This window comes from Flavobacterium pectinovorum (genome assembly GCF_900142715.1).
Lineage (GTDB): Bacteria > Bacteroidota > Bacteroidia > Flavobacteriales > Flavobacteriaceae > Flavobacterium > Flavobacterium pectinovorum.
In genome coordinates, this window is record NZ_FRBX01000003.1 from 541242 (window position 1) to 560216 (window position 18975).

General features: G+C 33.3%; 14 protein-coding genes and 3 tRNA genes. 8 read left to right on the forward strand and 9 right to left on the reverse strand.

Features of this window, described 5'->3' with window-relative positions; genetic code table 11:
- Positions 1–13: 13 nt before the first annotated feature.
- Positions 14–2350: a T9SS type B sorting domain-containing protein gene (locus BUE22_RS12960; protein ID WP_073395380.1), complete on the forward strand. Its 2337-nt coding sequence runs from the start codon at positions 14–16 to the stop codon at positions 2348–2350.
- A 97-nt stretch (positions 2351–2447) separates the two neighbouring features.
- On the opposite strand, the gene typA is transcribed toward BUE22_RS12960, so the two are convergent.
- Positions 2448–4244, reverse strand: coding sequence for a translational GTPase TypA (gene typA / locus BUE22_RS12965; protein WP_042564682.1), 1797 nt, complete (start codon positions 4242–4244; stop codon positions 2448–2450).
- Positions 4245–4411: 167 nt separating this feature from the next.
- Between typA and BUE22_RS12970 the strand changes: the two genes are divergently transcribed.
- Together BUE22_RS12970 and BUE22_RS12975 are read left to right on the forward strand one after the other, a co-directional pair.
- Complete coding sequence (locus BUE22_RS12970; RefSeq protein ID WP_073395381.1) at positions 4412–6124, forward strand: PAS domain-containing sensor histidine kinase; 1713 nt, start codon at positions 4412–4414, stop codon at positions 6122–6124.
- Positions 6125–6129: 5 nt separating this feature from the next.
- Positions 6130–6540, forward strand: a complete 411-nt coding sequence (locus BUE22_RS12975) for a response regulator (protein ID WP_042564684.1) — start codon at positions 6130–6132, stop codon at positions 6538–6540.
- 156 nt (positions 6541–6696) lie between these two features.
- Here BUE22_RS12975 and rpsT read toward each other — a convergent pair whose 3' ends face one another.
- From rpsT to proS, 5 genes are all read right to left on the reverse strand, one after another.
- Positions 6697–6948: a 30S ribosomal protein S20 gene (gene rpsT / locus BUE22_RS12980; protein WP_041517133.1), complete on the reverse strand. Its 252-nt coding sequence runs from the start codon at positions 6946–6948 to the stop codon at positions 6697–6699.
- Positions 6949–7103: 155 nt separating this feature from the next.
- A tRNA-Glu gene (locus BUE22_RS12985) sits at positions 7104–7175 on the reverse strand.
- 42 nt (positions 7176–7217) lie between these two features.
- A tRNA-Glu gene (locus tag BUE22_RS12990) sits at positions 7218–7289 on the reverse strand.
- A gap of 47 nt (positions 7290–7336) precedes the next feature.
- A tRNA-Glu gene (locus BUE22_RS12995) sits at positions 7337–7408 on the reverse strand.
- Between the two features lie 77 nt (positions 7409–7485).
- On the reverse strand, positions 7486–8964 hold the full coding sequence (gene proS, locus BUE22_RS13000; RefSeq protein ID WP_073395382.1) for a proline--tRNA ligase: 1479 nt from the start codon (positions 8962–8964) through the stop codon (positions 7486–7488).
- Between the two features lie 101 nt (positions 8965–9065).
- Here proS and BUE22_RS13005 point away from each other — a divergent pair, with 101 nt between their 5' ends.
- The 5 genes from BUE22_RS13005 to BUE22_RS13025 all read left to right on the forward strand — a co-directional run bounded on the left by BUE22_RS13005 (position 9066) and on the right by BUE22_RS13025 (position 14651).
- Positions 9066–10082 carry a hypothetical protein gene (locus BUE22_RS13005; RefSeq protein ID WP_073395383.1) on the forward strand — a complete coding sequence of 339 codons (1017 nt, stop codon included), beginning with the start codon at positions 9066–9068 and terminating at the stop codon, positions 10080–10082.
- A 44-nt stretch (positions 10083–10126) separates the two neighbouring features.
- Positions 10127–11629: an OmpP1/FadL family transporter gene (locus BUE22_RS13010; RefSeq protein WP_073395384.1), complete on the forward strand. Its 1503-nt coding sequence runs from the start codon at positions 10127–10129 to the stop codon at positions 11627–11629.
- A gap of 184 nt (positions 11630–11813) precedes the next feature.
- Positions 11814–13127, forward strand: coding sequence for a 30S ribosomal protein S12 methylthiotransferase RimO (rimO, locus tag BUE22_RS13015; RefSeq protein ID WP_042564688.1), 1314 nt, complete (start codon positions 11814–11816; stop codon positions 13125–13127).
- A 39-nt stretch (positions 13128–13166) separates the two neighbouring features.
- The gene (locus BUE22_RS13020) at positions 13167–13709 is read left to right on the forward strand and encodes a hypothetical protein (protein ID WP_073395385.1); all 543 of its coding nucleotides are present in this window, start codon (positions 13167–13169) and stop codon (positions 13707–13709) included.
- Positions 13710–13745: 36 nt separating this feature from the next.
- Positions 13746–14651: an N-acetylmuramoyl-L-alanine amidase gene (locus BUE22_RS13025; RefSeq protein WP_042564690.1), complete on the forward strand. Its 906-nt coding sequence runs from the start codon at positions 13746–13748 to the stop codon at positions 14649–14651.
- Positions 14652–15042: 391 nt separating this feature from the next.
- Here the strand turns inward: BUE22_RS13025 and BUE22_RS13030 are convergent, their stop codons facing one another.
- From BUE22_RS13030 to BUE22_RS13040, 3 genes are all read right to left on the reverse strand, one after another.
- Positions 15043–16137, reverse strand: coding sequence for an outer membrane beta-barrel protein (locus BUE22_RS13030; protein WP_042565261.1), 1095 nt, complete (start codon positions 16135–16137; stop codon positions 15043–15045).
- A gap of 589 nt (positions 16138–16726) precedes the next feature.
- Positions 16727–17692, reverse strand: a complete 966-nt coding sequence (locus tag BUE22_RS13035; protein WP_073395386.1) for a glycoside hydrolase family 5 protein — start codon at positions 17690–17692, stop codon at positions 16727–16729.
- A gap of 10 nt (positions 17693–17702) precedes the next feature.
- Positions 17703–18935 (reverse strand): glycoside hydrolase family 27 protein, encoded by a 1233-nt coding sequence (locus BUE22_RS13040; protein ID WP_073395387.1) that lies wholly within the window; start codon positions 18933–18935, stop codon positions 17703–17705.
- Positions 18936–18975 lie beyond the last annotated feature (40 nt).

The following is an 18975-nucleotide window of genomic DNA, read 5'->3' on the forward strand; positions in this document are numbered from 1 at the left end:
TATATTTGCTACTATGAATTATTTTAAAATTGTTTTGTTCGTTTTATTTCTAAGTTGTCTATCTGTAAAGGTAAATGCACAATTTATAAGTATTGATGATCAAAAAACACCCCAGCAGCTTATTGAAAATATTTTAGTAAACAGTTCTTGTGTTTCTATTACAAATTCATCAGGAAAAGGAGATGATTTTAGTCCGGGTCAAAAAAGTTTTGCTTATTTTAATGCCGGTTCAACCCGTTTTCCTTTTCCTGAAGGTATAGTTTTAGCAACTTCTAAAAGTACAAACGCAATTGGCCCTTATAAAAGTGATTTAGGTGAGGGAAGTACAAAATGGCTAGGTGATTCAGACTTAGATCAAACTTTAGGAATTAGCTCTATAAATGCTACGTCATTAGAATTTGATTTTGTACCATTAACAAACTTTTTAAGTTTCAATTATATTTTTGCATCAAATGAATATCAATCTTTTTATCCATGTGTCTATTCTGATGGTTTTGCATTTTTAATTAAAGAAGTCGGAACAAACGATCCTTATAAAAATCTGGCTGTACTTCCTAATACAAATACACCGGTTTCGTCAACAAATGTTCATCCGAAAATTGAACCTAGCGTAGCCATTAATGGGGATAAATACGATGGCTGTGCAGCTATAAACGAAATTTATTTTAATGGATTAAATAATGGTTCGAGCCCTGTAAATTATGCCGGACAAACTGTTGTTATGAATGCACAGACTAATGTAATTGCAGGAAGAAAATATCACATAAAGCTCGTTATTGCAGATGATAAGAACCAATATTATGATTCGGCTGTATTCTTAGAAGCAGGAAGTTTTATTTCAAAAATTGATTTTGGAGAAGATCGCACAATTGCAACCAATAATCCCGCTTGTTTTGGAGAAAAAATTCTTTTAGACAGCAAACTTTCTGCTACTGATCATACATTTAAATGGTATAAAAAAGATAATCCTGCTACAATTTTAGGCACAAATTCAACTTTTGAAGTTGCAGAAGCCGGAACCTACAAAGTTGAAGCTACCGTAATAGGAACAACATGTGTACTATCAGGAGAAATAAAAATTGATTATGCACCTGAAATCCTTTCGGCAAATACGACTTTAATACAATGTGATGATAATACAGATGGAATTTCAATTTTCAATTTAACGAAAGTAAATAATATCATAAAAAATAATGATTCTGAAATTTTAAACAGTGGATATTATGAATCATTGACTAATGCTGAAGCCAAAACAAATCCAATTCTAACGCCTGAAAACTATACCAATAAATCAGCCTCTCAAATTATTTTTGCAAGACTTGAAAACAAGTACGGCTGTTATAAAATAGCCGAAATAACATTACAAATTTCAAATACAGCTATTGCAAGTCAAAACCCGGTAGCTACATGTGATGGAGATGAAATACAAGACGGTTTTTATCAATTTGACCTAAGTACAGAAGTTACTCCTCAAATCGTTTCAGGATTACCAGCTGGATTAACTGTTCAATATTATTTAGACACAAATGCTGCAGTAACAGAAACAAATGCTTTACCCAATATCTTTAAAAACACAATTGCTTTAACACAAATAATCTATGCGAGAATTATTAACGGACCAAATTGCTATGATATAACTCCGATTACACTTGTTGTAAATACTTTTGATCCGCCAAATTTTGAAGATGAATCTAAATACCTATGTAAAGAGGATGAAATCGATCTGACAGTTGCTACAGGCTTCTCAAATTATTTGTGGAATACAGGAAGTACAACAAATACAATAACTGTAAATGCAGCTGGAGATTATTCAGTTACTGTAAAAGACGAAAATGGTTGTGAGAAGACTAAAAAATTCAAAGTAATTCTATCAGAACCTGCAACTATAACAGGAGCAGCGATAAAAGATTTTTCTGCCAATGAAAATTCAGTTTTACTTGAATATACAGGAGTTGGAAATTATGAGTTTTCATTAGACGGAATTGTTTTTCAAAAAGATCCGTTATTTAGTAATGTTGCTCCGGGAATTTATAATGCTATTGCCAGAGATATAAATGGTTGCGGTTTATCAAACTCTTATCTTGTATATGTATTGGACTACCCTAGATTTTTTACTCCAAACGAAGATGGATATAATGATTTGTGGTTTATTAAAAACTTAGATCAACTACCTAATTATACTCTTTTTATTTTTGATCGTTATGGTAAATTACTAAAACAAATGAACAGAAACAGCAGTGGCTGGAATGGAATTTTTAACGGGCAACTATTACCTTCAGATGACTATTGGTTTAATCTAACTTTTGTAGATGGTAAAATAGTTAAAGGTCATTTTAGTTTAAAAAGATAATAGTACAAAATTCCAAATATCAAATTCCAATGTTATAAAATAAAAAATCCCAAACTCCTTATGGAATTTGGGATTTTTATATTGAAAATTTAAAACCTTAGATTTTAAATCTTTTTCTATCAGTTTCTGTCAAATAGATTTTTCTCAAACGAATAGATTTTGGAGTTACCTCTACATATTCATCTTTTTGAATGTACTCTAAAGCTTCTTCAAGAGAGAAAATAATTGGTGGAATGATTCTTGCTTTTTCATCATTTCCAGATGAACGAACGTTAGATTGTTTTTTCTCTTTAGTTACGTTTACACACATATCATCAGCACGAGAGTTTTCTCCAATTACCTGACCTTCGTAAATTTCAGCATTTGGTTCAACAAAAAACTTACCACGATCTTGCAATTTATCGATAGAATAAGGAATAGCTTTTCCTTTTTCCATAGAAATCAACGAACCTTTGTTACGTCCTGCAATTTCTCCTTTGTAAGGCTCATATCCAATAAAACGGTGTGCCATAATAGCCTCACCAGCTGTTGCAGTAAGTAATTGATTACGCAATCCAATAATTCCACGTGATGGAATATTAAATTTTACAATCATACGCTCCCCTTTAGTTTCCATAGAAAGCATTTCTCCTTTACGCATTGTAACGAATTCAACTGCTCTACCTGAAAGGTTTTCTGGTAAATCGATTGTCAATTCTTCAATTGGCTCACATTTTTTACCATCAATTTCTTTGATGATAACCTGTGGCTGACCAATTTGCAACTCATACCCTTCTCTTCTCATTGTTTCAATAAGAACAGATAAGTGAAGTACTCCACGACCAAAAACCATGAATTTATCAGCAGAATCAGTTTCACCTAACTTCATAGCTAAGTTTTTCTCTAATTCTTTTGTTAATCTTTCTCTAATATGACGAGAAGTTACAAATTTACCTTCTTTACCAAAGAAAGGTGAATCGTTAATTGTAAACAACATACTCATTGTTGGCTCATCAATTGCGATAGTTTGTAAAGCTTCAGGATTTTCAGCATCGGCGATAGTATCTCCAATTTCAAAACCTTCAACTCCAATAATAGCACAGATATCTCCAGCAATTACTTGTTGTACTTTTTTACGGCCTAAACCTTCAAAAGTATGTAATTCTTTAATACGTGATTTTATAACTTTACCATCTCTTTTTACCAAAGAAATTGGCATACCTTCATTCAAAATACCTCTTTCAAGACGACCAATAGCGATACGACCTGTAAATGCAGAGAAATCTAAAGATGTAATCAACATTTGAGGAGTTCCTTCAGATACTTTAGGAGCTGGTACATTTTTGATAACCATGTCTAATAAAGGCTCAATGTTGTCAGTTTGGTTTCTGAAATCATCAGACATCCAGTTGTTTTTAGCAGAACCGTAAACAGTTGGAAAATCTAATTGTTCTTCAGAAGCACCTAATTCAAACATTAAGTCAAAAACTTTTTCATGAACTTCTTCAGGAGTACAGTTTTCTTTATCAACTTTGTTGATAACTACGCATGGCTTAAGACCTAGGTCAATCGCTTTTTGTAGTACAAAACGAGTTTGTGGCATTGGACCCTCAAAAGCATCCACTAGCAAACATACACCATCGGCCATGTTCAATACACGTTCTACTTCACCTCCAAAATCCGCGTGGCCTGGAGTGTCAATAATATTGATTTTTGTTCCTTTATATTGAACTGATACGTTTTTAGAAGTAATAGTAATACCTCTCTCACGCTCTAAATCGTTATTATCAAGAATTAAATCACCTGTATTTTCGTTGTCACGAAATAATTGACAGTGATACATAATTTTATCAACCAAAGTGGTTTTACCGTGATCGACGTGGGCAATAATTGCAATGTTTCTAATAGATTCCATCTGTGATTTTTAATGGGTGCAAAGGTACACTTTATTTTGATATAAAAAACGTTTCTTTGATAGTTTGCGTATATCCAAGTAATTAGTTCAACTCTCAATGTTAATTTTAAGGTCAAAATGAAATCTAATTTTTGCTTAATTATGGTTAATTTAATTATATTTGAGTAATGAAAAGTAAAACTATCCAAATTACTCTAATCTATATTATGATTTCGTTATTTGTGACTATAATCTGTCATAAATTACTCGCTAGTTTTATCTCCTCCAAAGAAAACTTTTATTTTTTTATTATAAAAGACATCATTTTCATTTTAATTACCGGTCTCGTTTTCAAATACATACTCTCTAAGAACGAAAGCAAAAATGTCTCAATTTTCGAAAAACTAAAGCAGACAAACGAAGAAATCAAAGAATCTAATGAAAAATATGATATTGTAGCAAAAGCCACAAGCGATACCATTTGGGATTGGAAAATACAGGAAGACAGCATTAACTGGAATAAAGGAATTGAAAGCGTTTTTGGGTACAAGCAAGAAGAGGTTGGAAAAACTTCAAAATGGTGGTTTGACAAAATTCATCCCGAAGACAGCATCAGAATGTCTATAAAACTATATTCATTTATAGAGCAAAAAACCGAAAAATGGCAGGATCAATATCGCTTTAGATGTGCAGACGGAACCTATAAATACGTTTTAGACCGGGGCTTTTTACTGAAAGACGAAAACGGAAGAGCCATTAGAATGATTGGAGCAATCCAGGATATTACCAAACAAAAAGAAGAAGAACAACGATTGAAGCTTCTCGAAACTGTAATTACACAATCTAAAGATTCAATTTTAATTACAGAAGCAAACTCTATAAACGGAAAAATACCTAAAATTGTTTATGTAAATCCTGCATTTTTACAAATGTCAGGCTATCATTCAAATGAAATAATTGGAAAATCAACTAATATTTTCAACAAAGGCCCAAATTCAGATTCAGATGAATTAAAAAAACTTTTGCGGGCTATTAAAAACGAAGAAGAATGCTTAATAGAAACCATAAGCTATACAAAACATAAAGAAGAATATTGGGTGCGTTTTTCCATGATTCCGATTTTTAATAATGAAGGGGTAATTTCACATTGGATTTCGATTCAACGAAATATTACAGATGAGAAAAAACTAGAAACAGAAAAAGAGCATCTTATTCGCGAATTAACACAAAACAACAAAGATTTAAAACAATTTTCATACATCACATCACACAACCTGCGCGCGCCTTTGTCAAATTTAATTGGACTTTTAAATCTTACCGAAGATATTCCGATAGAAAACCCAGAATTAAAAGAAATTTTGACCGGATTTAGCAAATCAACTCACTTATTAAATGAGACTATTAATGATTTAGTAAAGGTTATTATCATTAAAGACAATCCTTCAATGCAAAAAGAAGAAGTCTCTCTAAAAGAAGTATTCGAAAACGTATTTAGCCAACTATCATTTCAAATCGAATTACATAAGCCAATAATCAAACTTAAGTTTGACAGGGTACCATTATTAAACACAAACAAAGCTTATATTGAAAGTATTTTACTTAATTTACTCACCAATTCTATAAAATACAAATCAGAAAACAGGAAACTAAAAATATCTATAACTGCAGAACAAATAGATCATCAAGTCATTCTAACCTTTAAGGATAATGGAATTGGTATTGACCTTGAAAGAAATCGTGATAAAGTTTTTGGATTATACCAAAGATTTCACAACTATCCCGACAGTAAAGGACTGGGATTATATCTTGTAAAATCGCAAGTAGAAACAATGGGAGGCACTATTAGTATAGAAAGTGAAGTTAACATAGGAACCACTTTTACAATAACATTTAAAAATTAATTATTATGCTTGAGCAAATTTTATGTATTGATGATGACCCTATCACACTAATGCTATGCAAAAAAGTGATTGCGAAATCTTCTTTTTCTAAAGAAATCATTACTGCTCCAAATGGCGAAGAAGCATTACATCATTTCAACACATTAAAATACAATAACAAAAACAAGGTAAGCAAAAAACCGGAATTAATCTTTTTAGACTTAAATATGCCCGTAATGGGTGGCTGGGAATTTTTAGACCACTTTACCTCTAAGGCTTATTCTGAATTTAATACTGCAAAAGTTATTGTCTTGTCTTCTACAATTGATCCTCACGATCTTGCCAAAGCCAAAAAATACCCTATAATAATAGATTTTCTTTCAAAACCAATTACAAAGCCGATGCTAGAATATTTAAAAAAGAAAATGGAGCTTTAAAAACGTATAATCAAAAATCAAAAAAAATCAAATACTTCTACAGAAATATTGGAATTTGAATTTTTTTTTGAAAATTTATAAAAATTCAATTTTATTCAAACAAAAAAAAATCCTCTAAAAGAGGATTTTTTTATATTTTTAGGAAATTGCAATTAATTACAATTTAGCAACATGTTTAGTTAATTTAGACTTCAAGTTAGAAGCTTTATTATCATGAATGATGTTCTTTTTAGCTAATTTATCAATCATAGAGATTACAGTTGATAATTTTGAAGCAGCATCAGATTTATCAGTAGCTAATCTTAATGCTTTAATAGCATTACGAGTAGTTTTATGTTGATATCTGTTAAGAACTCTTCTTTTTTCGTTACTTCTGATTCTTTTTAATGCTGACTTATGATTTGCCATTTTGTTTTAATTTTAGATGTAATAATTATTATAGATACTAGTTAAAAAAGAAAAACCTCCCACAATTGCAAAACAATCACTTTGGTTTTAACTAATAAAACAAAAACCGAGACACCAATTTTTATTTTACAAAACTTATTCACAACTAATTTTAGTAGTCTGTAAGGGAATCGAACCCCTGTTACCAGGACGAAAGCCTGGAGTCCTAACCCCTAGACGAACAGACCATATCCTTCTAAGTTTTTCTATATTTAAATAGAGGTATTTTGTAGCCCGTAGCGGAATCGAACCGCTCTTACATGGATGAAAACCATGCGTCCTAACCGATAGACGAACGGGCCATTTTAATTCTCAGTATTTTAAGAACAATTTTGCAGTAAAAAAGTAGTAGCCCGTAGCGGAATCGAACCGCTCTTACATGGATGAAAACCATGCGTCCTAACCGATAGACGAACGGGCCTGCTTCTCTAATGCGGATGCAAAAATACAACTATTTTTAAGATGTACAATACCTGATGCAAAAAAAATTAAAATTTTTTAATATGCCTTAGCAAACAGCACTCTTCTTGTAGAAGGATTACCAGTAAACACACAGGTTCCCGCCTCTTCTTTACTATCCAAAGGTATACAACGAATCGTTGCTTTTGTCAGGTCTTTTATTTTTTCTTCAGTAGCTGCCGTACCATCCCAATGAGCCGATACAAAACCACCTTTTCCATCTAAAATCTCTTTAAACTCCTCAAAACTATTTACTTCTGTAATATGTGTATTACGATAGTCTAATGCTTTATTAAACAGATCTGTTTGAATCTGCTCTAAAAGGTCATTTATATAAGTAACGATTCCTTCTGCAGGAACTACTTCTTTTGTCAATGTATCACGTCTTGCCACTTCAAAAGTTCCGTTTTCTAAATCTTTTGGACCAACAGCAATTCTAACAGGGACTCCTTTTAATTCCCATTCAGCAAACTTAAATCCTGGTTTTTGAGTTGTTCTGTCATCATATTTAACTGAAATCTTTAACTTTTTCAACTTAGCAGTCAAATCATTAACCGCAGCCGTAATTTCTGCTAATTGTTCATCTGTTTTATAGATTGGCACAATAACAACTTGTATAGGTGCCAAATTTGGAGGCAACACTAATCCCTGATCATCAGAATGCGTCATAACCAACGCTCCCATTAATCGGGTAGAAACTCCCCAGGAAGTCCCCCACACATGTTCTTGTTTTCCTTCTGCATTAGCAAACTTTACATCAAATGCTTTTGCGAAGTTTTGACCTAAAAAGTGAGAGGTTCCTGCTTGCAATGCTTTTCCATCCTGCATTAATGCTTCAATACAATAGGTTTCATCAGCACCTGCAAAACGTTCTGTTTCGGTTTTAATACCTTTTACAACCGGAATTGCCATAAAATTCTCTGCAAAATCAGCATAAACATTCATCATTTTTTCAGATTCTTCTACTGCTTCTGCTTTTGTGGCATGCGCTGTATGTCCTTCCTGCCATAAAAATTCAGCCGTTCTTAAAAACAAACGTGTACGCATTTCCCAACGCACTACATTTGCCCATTGATTAATCAATAAAGGTAAATCCCTGTAGGATTGAACCCATCCTTTATAAGTAGACCAAATAATTGCCTCACTCGTTGGACGAACAATAAGTTCTTCCTCCAGCTTTGCATTTGGATCAACCATTAATTTTCCGGGTTTGTCCGGATCATTTTTTAATCTATAATGTGTTACAATGGCGCATTCTTTTGCAAATCCCTCTGCATTTTTTTCTTCAGCCTCAAACATGCTTTTAGGCACAAATAAAGGGAAGTACGCGTTTTGATGTCCTGTTTCTTTAAACATCCTGTCCAGCTCAGCCTGCATTTTTTCCCAAATCGCATATCCGTATGGTTTGATAACCATACATCCTCTAACGCCTGAATTTTCGGCTAAATCTGCTTTTACAACCAGTTCGTTATACCATTTCGAATAATCTTCTGATCTTGTAGTGAGGTTCTTACTCATATTGAATAGTTTGGCACAAATTTTGTTTTAATAATTTTAACTAAATAGTTTGACAAAACTAACTATTTTTGTAATGTGCAACAATAAAAAACACCACAGATATGAAAACTTCTATTTCTTTTCGCCAAAACTCAGCTCATTTCTATTTAATTGGATTATTGAGTTTTCTAGCAGCATCGTGTGGTTCTTACCAAAATACTTCATATAATGACAATGACGGAGTATATGGTGGTTCATCAAGAACGTATGCTCAAACAAATACCACAGGTACCAACAATCAATATAAAGAATACTTTAAATCATTACAAGACGACGATCAGCCGACCGAAATTTTTACTGATGTAGATTCTTATGGCAATTATGCCGAAAATGACAGCACACAAACTGCTGTAACTACGAATGCATATCCTGCATGGGGAAGCGGTAATACTGAAGTTGCAGTTAACTATTATTCTGATCCAACCTGGTCAATAGGTTTTGGCTTTGGATTAGGATACCCTTATTATGGATGGGGTTATGGTGGTGGCTACTGGGGATACCCTGGATATGCCTGGGGTTATCCTGGATATTGGGGACCTGGATGGGGATACCCTGGATACTGGGGAGGTGGTTACGGATACCGTTATAACAACTACGCCTATAATTATGGAAGAAGAGGATCTGCTGCTTACTATGGAGGAAGAAATTATGCTTATAACAGAAATTACACTTCAAGAGGATATTCTAACAGAAGCTACACAGACAGAAGTTATTCCAATAGAGGCTATTCAAACAGAAGCTATACTACTAACAGAAATAGTTATAACACAAACAGACAAAGCAGCTATTCTGATTACAGAAGAGGTTCTTCTGTAAATAGCAGAACGACAAGCCCTACTTTTACAAACAGAAACAACTCTTCCAGAAATAGTAGTTACGATTACTCAAACAGAGGATCAGGCAACTCAACTAGCAGAAGCTATAACAACAGCAGCAATAACTCATCAAGAAGTTATTCAACACCAAGCAACAGTTCTTCACGTTCTTACAACAGTGGCGGCGGCGGAAGCATGAGATCATCAGGCGGCGGTGGCGGCGGTGGAAGATCTTACGGCGGTGGCGGCGGAGGAAGAAGATAATTCCTCTACTGTTTCAATCTTTAAATCATTTAACACCTAATCAAATGAAAAAAATATTATTCCTAATTCTATCAGGACTAACTTTTAGCGTCTCACATTCTCAAGAAGTTTCAGATGCCGTACGCTATGCTCAGGACAATTTGACCGGAACTGCCAGATTTAGAGCCATGAGCGGAGCCTTTGGAGCTGTTGGCGGAGATTTATCTTCTCTTTCCGTAAACCCTGCAGGATCTGCTGTGTTTTCAAATAATCAGATGGCGGTAACTTTCAGCAATCAGAACAATAAAAATAATTCTAATTACTTCGGAACTCAAACAAGCGACAAGGATAATTCTTTTATCCTGAATCAGGCCGGAGGTGTATTTGTTTTTCATGACAGGAATCCAAAAAACGGATGGAATAAAATTGCTATTGGGGCTTCTTACGAAAACACTAACAACTTCAATAACAATATTTTTTCAGCAGGAACTAATCCAACAAATTCTGTTGATCAATATTTTTTAACTTACGCTAATGGAATTTCTTTGGGAGACATTAGAAACATTCCATATATAGATCAATTCTATGATGAGCAACAAGCTCATTTTGGGTATGAAGGATATGTTATAAACCCTTTAGCCAACAATGACAACAATACACAATATACTTCAAATGTCCCTGCCGGCGGTAATTACTATCACGAAAATGAAGTTTATACAAGAGGATATAACAGTAAATTAAGTTTCAATATTGCAACTTCTTATAAAGACAGAATTTTTCTTGGGGCAAACTTAAATGTACATATCACAGATTATACGAGATCAAGCAGCTTTTATGAAGATAACAATAATCCGTTACAGTCAACTGCAACTATATCTAATTTAAGATTCAACAATAACTTATATACTTACGGAAACGGATTCTCTTTTCAACTAGGTGCTATTGCCAAAGTTACAGAAGCATTTAGACTTGGTTTAGCCTACGAATCTAATACCTGGTATGAACTTTATGACGAAACTTACCAAAGCCTACACACAACAAGACAAGCTAACGGAGGACCTGAACTTTATGAAGATGTAGATCCTAATGTTGTAAATGTTTATGAATCTTACACCTTACAAACTCCGGGAAAATTCACTTTTAGCGGTGCGTATGTATTTGGAAAATCAGGATTAATTAGTGTTGATTATTCTATTAAAGATTACGGAAACACAAAATTCAAACCAACAAATGATACCGGTTTTAGAGGCGTAAATAACGACATAAGCAATCAATTGACAAATAATGGCGAATTGAGAATTGGTGCAGAATATAAAATAAAGAGATTAAGCTTAAGAGGCGGATATCGATTTGAAGAAAGCCCATATAAAAACGGAACTACTATTGGAGATTTAAACAGCTATTCTGGCGGTTTAGGATATAGTTTTGGAGGCACAAAATTAGATTTAGCATATTCTTATGCTGAAAGAAAAACAAATCAGGGATTTTTTGCCACAGGATTTACTGATGGTGCCAATATTACATCGAAACTGAATAATGTTTCTTTGACTTTATTATTTGAATTGTAATTAAAAATAAATAGATGAATGGAAATTTCCGTCAGGTTTTTTATCTGACGGATTTTTTTTTAATACGAAAAAAGATTGAACCACAATTATGAAACGATTAGCTTCATAAAAAACATGTAAAACAAACCGAAACAAGTGGTGTTTGAATAAAAAAGTGTAATTTTGCACTCCAATTTATAAAAGTATGAGAACCAAGTCTTTAAAAAAGAACAAAATTAACGTAATCACTCTTGGGTGTTCGAAGAATGTATATGATAGCGAAGTGCTTATGGGACAGCTTCGTGCGAATGGAAAAGAAGTACAACACGAAGCACCAGCTGCAGAAGAAGGAAATATCATTGTAATTAACACTTGTGGATTTATTGATAATGCAAAAGCTGAATCAGTAAATATGATTTTGGAATACGCTGATAAAAAAGACAAAGGCTTAGTTGATAAAGTTTTCGTAACCGGATGTTTATCTGAACGTTACAGACCCGATTTAGAAAAAGAAATTCCGAATGTAGATCAATATTTTGGTACAACAGAATTACCTCAACTATTGAAAGCTTTAGGAGCTGACTATAAACATGAACTATTAGGAGAACGTTTAACTACAACTCCTAAAAATTACGCTTATTTGAAAATTGCAGAAGGCTGTGACAGACCATGCAGTTTTTGTGCAATTCCTTTAATGAGAGGGACTCACGTTTCTCAACCAATTGAAAAATTAGTAAAAGAAGCTCAAGGCTTAGCTAAAAATGGCGTTAAAGAATTAATTTTAATAGCGCAGGACTTAACTTATTATGGCCTTGATATTTATAAAAAGAGAAATCTTGCTGAGCTTTTAGAAGAATTAGCAAAAGTAGAAGGTATAGAATGGATTCGTTTGCACTACGCCTACCCTACCGGTTTCCCGATGGACGTTTTGGAATTAATGAAACGCGAACCAAAAATTTGTAATTATATTGATATTCCGTTACAGCATATTTCTGATTCTATTTTAAAATCGATGCGTCGTGGTACAACTCAGGCAAAAACAACTCAATTATTGAAAGATTTCCGTGCTGCAGTTCCGGGAATGGCAATTAGAACTACTTTAATTGTTGGCTACCCAGGTGAAACACAGGAAGATTTTGAAATTTTGAAAGATTTTGTTCAGGAAATGAAGTTTGACAGAATGGGATGTTTTGCTTATTCTCACGAAGAAAACACTCATGCCTATTTACTTGAAGATGATGTTCCTGCCGATGTGAAACAAGCCAGAGCCAATGAAATTATGGAATTGCAATCGCAAATTTCATGGGATTTGAATCAGGAAAAAGTTGGACAGGTATTTAAATGTATTATTGACAGAAAAGAAGGCGCACATTTTGTTGGAAGAACAGAGTTTGACAGCCCGGATGTTGATAATGAAGTTTTAATAGATGCATCAAAACATTATGTAAAAACAGGTGAATTTGTTAATATAAGGATAATTGAAGCTACAGAATTTGATTTATACGGAGAACCTGCTTAAATTTACAGTATTCATTTGCTAATTTTAGAAAAAACATTTATGAAATCTATCCAATCTTTATTTCTTTTAGTTTTCGCCTTATTATGTTTCAACATTGTTTCTGCTCAATACGGAAACGGGTATAATAATGGTTATGGCAGCAATGGTTACGGAAGAGGTGGCGGAATGGGCATGGACAGAAGTATGATGCAAGGTCCTCAAGGTAACACAAGCAAACCAAAAGAAGTTCCGGCTGAAGAAACTGCAGCCAAGATCGTAGAACAAATGAAACCTGAAGTAAACCTTGATGAATTGCAAGCTATTGCCATCACCAATGTTCTAACAGACAGCATGAAAGAACAAGGGGTTCTTTTGAAAAACGAAAGCAGCAGCCAAGATGAAAAAATTGAGCAAATGAAAGCGTTGAGAGAAAGCACTACTAAAAAAATAACTGCTTTTTTAAATCCTGACCAGATTCCAAAATACACCGATTTTATGGAGAACTTTAAGGAGATCAAAAAAACAAAATCTAAAAAGAAAAAAGATTCTAAAGAAAGCAAAGACGATAAAAAAGAAACAGAGGCAATAAAAACAGAAGAATAATTGTTTTAACTATATCTTTAAAAAATAATAAAAACCATGGCAAAAAAACATTTTTGTTATCTGATTTTAGCAATTATTATTACTTCTTGCTCTACAAATCCTTATAAAACTACAGAGAAAGCCTACGACCAACAGCTTAAAACTTTAGAAAATCAAATTACAAGTAAAGAAGCTCAGCCAATACCTGCTGTTAGCCCTGTAGTTATTGACACTACTTATGCGCAGCAATTAGGTATTATAAAAGATACCTTATCAAAAACGGGATCAACTGCTTTATTGAATGGTATAAACACAGAATGGATTGGTACTGTAAATTTTAATTTAAGAAAACCAAGTTTTATTATTATTCATCACACCGCTCAAGATTCTGTACAGCAAACTATAAACACTTTTACAAAAACTAAAACACAGGTTAGCGCACATTATATTATTTCTGAAAATGGAAAAGTAGTGCAAATGCTAAATGACTATTTAAGAGCATGGCATGCCGGAGCATCAACCTGGGGGAAAAATACAGATTTAAACTCTAGTTCTATTGGTATTGAGCTTGACAATAATGGTTTTAAACCTTTTACTGAAGCACAAATAAGCAGTTTAGTTGCGCTTTTGACAAAACTGAAAAAAGACTATAATATTCCAACTCAAAATATTTTAGGTCATGCTGATATTGCTCCAGGAAGAAAACAAGATCCGAGTGCATTGTTTCCATGGAAAACCTTAGCAGAAAAAGGCTTTGGAATCTGGCCAGACGAAATTTTGGAAGAAGCGCCTTTTGATTTTAAAATCGAACCAGCTTTGCGCATTATTGGTTACAATACTAAGAATCTTACTGCAGCAATTCAGGCTTTTAAATTACATTATATTCAAACAGATGCAACATCTGTGTTAGATCGAAAAACGATTGACACCATTTATTCGATTTATAAAAAGCAACTTCAATAATACATCATTAACATAAAATATAAAAGGCGTTTCTAAAATTTAGAAACGCCTTTTTTGTTTGCTAGAAGTTCGCCACGAATTACACTGATTTTCAAGAATTTAAAATGTGGGAATTTTGTCATAGATTAAATATTATCCGCTTAGTTTACATTAGAAAAAGAATAAGGAAATTGCTTCGCTGGTTCGCTATCGCTCGGGTCTTGATAAAAGCTCAACACTAAGAAGAGAATCTTTTAATCATTTAATCTGTGGCAAAAAATTCAACACAATGAATAGCATCTTTCTCATCTTTTAATTTGTGCAAAAAAAATAAGCATAAATAAAAAAGCTGCCAAAACATTAGTATGTTTCGACAGCTCCAAAAAAAAAAAAAAAATATCAATCTTTATCTCTAGAAAGAGTATGTTGTAGCAATTAGCGCATAGAATGAGCCTCCTGTTGGTAAAGCATCTTTATCTAAAAAAATATCTTCTGATGATGCATCATATCTTAACTCAGGAATTATTGTTAGTTTTCCAACTTTATAATTCAATGAAACTGTATTTGCAAAAACGCTAGTTCCTGTTAATGTTCCTAAACTTGGAGCAGCATCTTTAGCATCAAAATATTCTATTCTATATGCTAAAAGCAAAGATGGTTTAAATGAATAATTAGCATATCCTACTAACGAAAACCATTCTCCGTCTAAAGTACTGTCAAAATCATTTTTAGTTTTGGCATACGTTGCATTAAAACCAAGACCGAAACTATCACTTATTGTTTTTGAAGCGGTTAAATCAAACTGAGTTTTATTTTCATCAGATGGTACAACTAAACTTCCCGGCGTAGGGTTAGTACTGCCTGTTGTAAAATTCAAATAAGCACTTCCTGTTTCTCCTATATAGCCCAATTGTCCTATATATGTTTTTTGGCTTGAACCGGCATCCATTGCTGATTTAAAATCAGTTGGATTTGTTATTCCAAGCATTGCCGTAAATTTTCCTGCGGTATATTGTGCTTTTACCCCCGTATTAAAGAATGGCCCATATGAAAATGCATAAGACATGCTATAGTTTTTATTATCGACTGCATCTAATACTTCATAACCTATATGTGTACCAAAACTACCGGCTACTACTTTAAATTCTTCTGTAATCTGATATGTAAAATATAATTGTTTAATTAAAAATTTTGCGTTAATATCTTTATCTGTTGTTTCATTATATGAAAATTCTCCTGCTCTTTTTCCGAAACCTAAATCGACGAAAACAGAAGCTTTACCAAATGTGTGTGATGCTTCAACAGAAGCCATTCCTAATTCGAATGAATCTTGTGAGTTGGTAAAGCTCGTTAATCCGTTCATTTGTTTTGAAAAATCATACTTATAATATGCATCTGCAGATCCTCCCCAGGTCGTTGCAGGTGATGTAGCTGTTTCAGTTTCGTCTTGTGCAAAAGCAAAAGAACTGGTTAACATCGCGGCTAAAATGTGAAAAGCTTTTTTCATTTTTAAATTGGTTTTAGTTAATAATTGATTCTGGTTAGTTAAATCTTTATATATGTATGTAATACTATAAGCCACTTCTAAAACCTCTTTTTCCCCTTTAAAACCTCTTCATTTTCATTAGCGAATTTATTAACTTTTGTATGAGTAAAAGAATTGATATCTGTTTTTTTGACGTTTTAGATAAAGAATTATGGATTACAAAAATTATTTTAACAATAATCGTGATTTGACATTTATAAAGATTTATTTTTGAAAATTCAATAACGGTTTTTAGTAAAAATCCATTAAAAAAACATGGTCAACAACAAAACTGAAGCCATAAACAACCAAAAAACATCTATAAAAAGAAACAAAAACTATTACACCCCATAAAAAATAGGGGTGTGTGATTTTTAATTAAAATAAAAGAAAAATAATACCCCCTGAAACCTAAGCTTTATCGGTTATTTTTTTTAATTCAAAATTCTTACAAAATAAATTCAGCCTTAAACTCCAAAAAATGCTTTATGAATGTTATTTATAAACAAAAGACAAACAAAAAGCCTGCTCAAAAATGAACAGGCTTTAATTATAAAATAATATACAGAAACTATTCTTGCGAATTGTACCTTCTTAAAAACTCGCGAACTTTAATTCCGGATTCTTTTAAATCTTCTTTTTTCCATTTTCCTTCAGACTTCGCTGATTTATTCAGGATAGAACAAGTTTCATCTTTATCCGATACAGACCATGTTATCCAGCTTAGTTTACGTTCTTCCATCCAATCAATATATTCCTGCCATGCCTGATAATTTAACGGTCCATCGCCGGTCGCCTCCATTCCTGCAGATTCTGAAACGAAAATAGGCAATCCACTTTTTATAGCTTCATCCGTTTTTTCCCGTAATTCTTTTCCGTGCGTAGCTGCATAAAAATGCATGGTATACATTAAATTGCTATATCCTTTTATAGGATCTGCCGCAGGGAGATTAACATCCTGATCCCAATGTGGTGAACCAATCAAAATTATATTATTAGGGTCATTTTCTCTTATTACCTTAATTACCTCTTCGGCGTAAGCCTTAATTTCCGGCCAGGTTTCATGATCGGGCTCATTAAAAATCTCATAAATTACATTAGGGTATTTCGCATATTTTTTAGACATTTCTGCAAAGAATTCTTTGGCTTCTTTTAAATTAACATTATGACTATGCCAGTCAATAATTACATATATATCTGATTTTATTGCTCCCTTAATAACCGCTTCAATTTTTTCTTTTGAAAATTGTGGCTCTTTCATATAAGACATTTGCCCTAATTCAATACCCATTGCGGCACGAACAACATTGCAGCTAAAATCTTTTTTAAGCCACGCGACTGCTTTTTCATTATAAAATCTTGGCCACATGCTATGCCAGCCAAAACTCATTCCTCGAAGTACAATCGGATTATTATTTTTATCGACCAACTGTGTTCCGGAAACACTAAGCTGACCATGCTTTTTTACAAATTGTGCATTTGAAAAATAAAAAATCAACAAGAAAATAAAAGTAAAAAATTTAGTTTTTGATTTCATTATAATTGATTTACGGAATTAATCTCAGTGTAATTACATCGTGAGGTGCCAGATCTGAAACGAAGTTTTTCTTTGTATTTCCAACTTCTTTATTTTTCCAAAGATCTTTTAATTTAAAAACTGTCTTGCTAAAATCAGCTTCATAACCAAAATCTGCATCCTTAATAATATGTTTTTTCCAATCGAAATTGATCTTTTTAGCAACATCGCTTCTGTTTAAGAAAGTTACAGCCCAATTTCCATCCGATAAAGGTTTAACCCAAACTTCTAATCCATCTTCAGCTGAATATTTAAATCCCTGAATTCCTAATTTATCCTGATTAACAGCAATTAATTCTTTATTAGTCAAAATTGCCAATGTTTCTTTTGACATTTTTCTGAAATCGTTTCCCGCAACAAGAGGCGACGCCATCATACACCACATTGAAAAATGCGATTTATCTTCGGTATCATTCATTTCGTTGCCAACTTCCATCATGTCAAAATCGTTCCAATGGTCGGGACCGGAATATTTACGAATGTCTTTTCGCATTTCGACGATTTTCATAAATCCCCAGGATGACCAATTTTCCGGATGTTTAAATTCACAATCAAAGCAAGGATATATGTCTCCGGAGATTCTCCAAAGATTTCCAACTGGTTTTCCCCATTCCCAAGGCTGATTGTCTCCCCATTCGCAAAGACTAAAAACAATTGGTCTTCCGGCAGTTTTAAGCGCGTTGCTCATTGTTGTGTATGCTTCTGGCGCGGTAATTCCTTTTGTATTACACCAATCGTATTTTAAAAAGTCTATTTCGAGTTTGGCATAAAAACGAGCATCCTGATATTCGTAACCACGTGTTCCGGGATAACCGGCACAGGTTTGAGTTCCCGCGCAATTGTACAAGCCAAACTTTAAACCTTTGCCGTGAACATAATCGATTACGGCTTTCATTCCGTTAGGAAACTTTACCGGATCTGGAACCAAATCTCCGTTAGCATCGCGCTCTTTGGTCATCCAGCCATCATCTAGTACAATATAATTGTATCCTGCAGCTGCCATTCCCGAAGAAACCATTATATCAGCAGTTTCTTTTACCAGTTTTTCATCAATATTGGTTGCAAAAGTATTCCAGGAATTCCAACCCATTGGCGGAGTCATTGCCAAACCTTCAAATTTTCCTCCGGATTGTGTATGTGTATTTCCTTGGCTAAAACCTAAAAATGAAATACTTAATAGGAATATTAAAATTATTCTTTTCATTATAAGTGAATTTAAAATATACTATAAAAAAAGTATTCCC

Bases quoted from the DNA above. Each gene is read 5' to 3' on its own strand.
- BUE22_RS12960 (WP_073395380.1), top strand. From the start codon at position 14: ATGAATTATTTTAAAATTGTTTTGTTCGTTTTATTTCTAAGTTGTCTA.
- typA (WP_042564682.1), bottom strand. From the start codon at position 4,244: ATGGAATCTATTAGAAACATTGCAATTATTGCCCACGTCGATCACGGT.
- BUE22_RS12970 (WP_073395381.1), top strand. From the start codon at position 4,412: ATGAAAAGTAAAACTATCCAAATTACTCTAATCTATATTATGATTTCG.
- BUE22_RS12975 (WP_042564684.1), top strand. From the start codon at position 6,130: ATGCTTGAGCAAATTTTATGTATTGATGATGACCCTATCACACTAATG.
- rpsT (WP_041517133.1), bottom strand. From the start codon at position 6,948: ATGGCAAATCATAAGTCAGCATTAAAAAGAATCAGAAGTAACGAAAAA.
- proS (WP_073395382.1), bottom strand. From the start codon at position 8,964: ATGAGTAAGAACCTCACTACAAGATCAGAAGATTATTCGAAATGGTAT.
- BUE22_RS13005 (WP_073395383.1), top strand. From the start codon at position 9,066: ATGAAAACTTCTATTTCTTTTCGCCAAAACTCAGCTCATTTCTATTTA.
- BUE22_RS13010 (WP_073395384.1), top strand. From the start codon at position 10,127: ATGAAAAAAATATTATTCCTAATTCTATCAGGACTAACTTTTAGCGTC.
- rimO (WP_042564688.1), top strand. From the start codon at position 11,814: ATGAGAACCAAGTCTTTAAAAAAGAACAAAATTAACGTAATCACTCTT.
- BUE22_RS13020 (WP_073395385.1), top strand. From the start codon at position 13,167: ATGAAATCTATCCAATCTTTATTTCTTTTAGTTTTCGCCTTATTATGT.
- BUE22_RS13025 (WP_042564690.1), top strand. From the start codon at position 13,746: ATGGCAAAAAAACATTTTTGTTATCTGATTTTAGCAATTATTATTACT.
- BUE22_RS13030 (WP_042565261.1), bottom strand. From the start codon at position 16,137: ATGAAAAAAGCTTTTCACATTTTAGCCGCGATGTTAACCAGTTCTTTT.
- BUE22_RS13035 (WP_073395386.1), bottom strand. From the start codon at position 17,692: ATGAAATCAAAAACTAAATTTTTTACTTTTATTTTCTTGTTGATTTTT.
- BUE22_RS13040 (WP_073395387.1), bottom strand. From the start codon at position 18,935: ATGAAAAGAATAATTTTAATATTCCTATTAAGTATTTCATTTTTAGGT.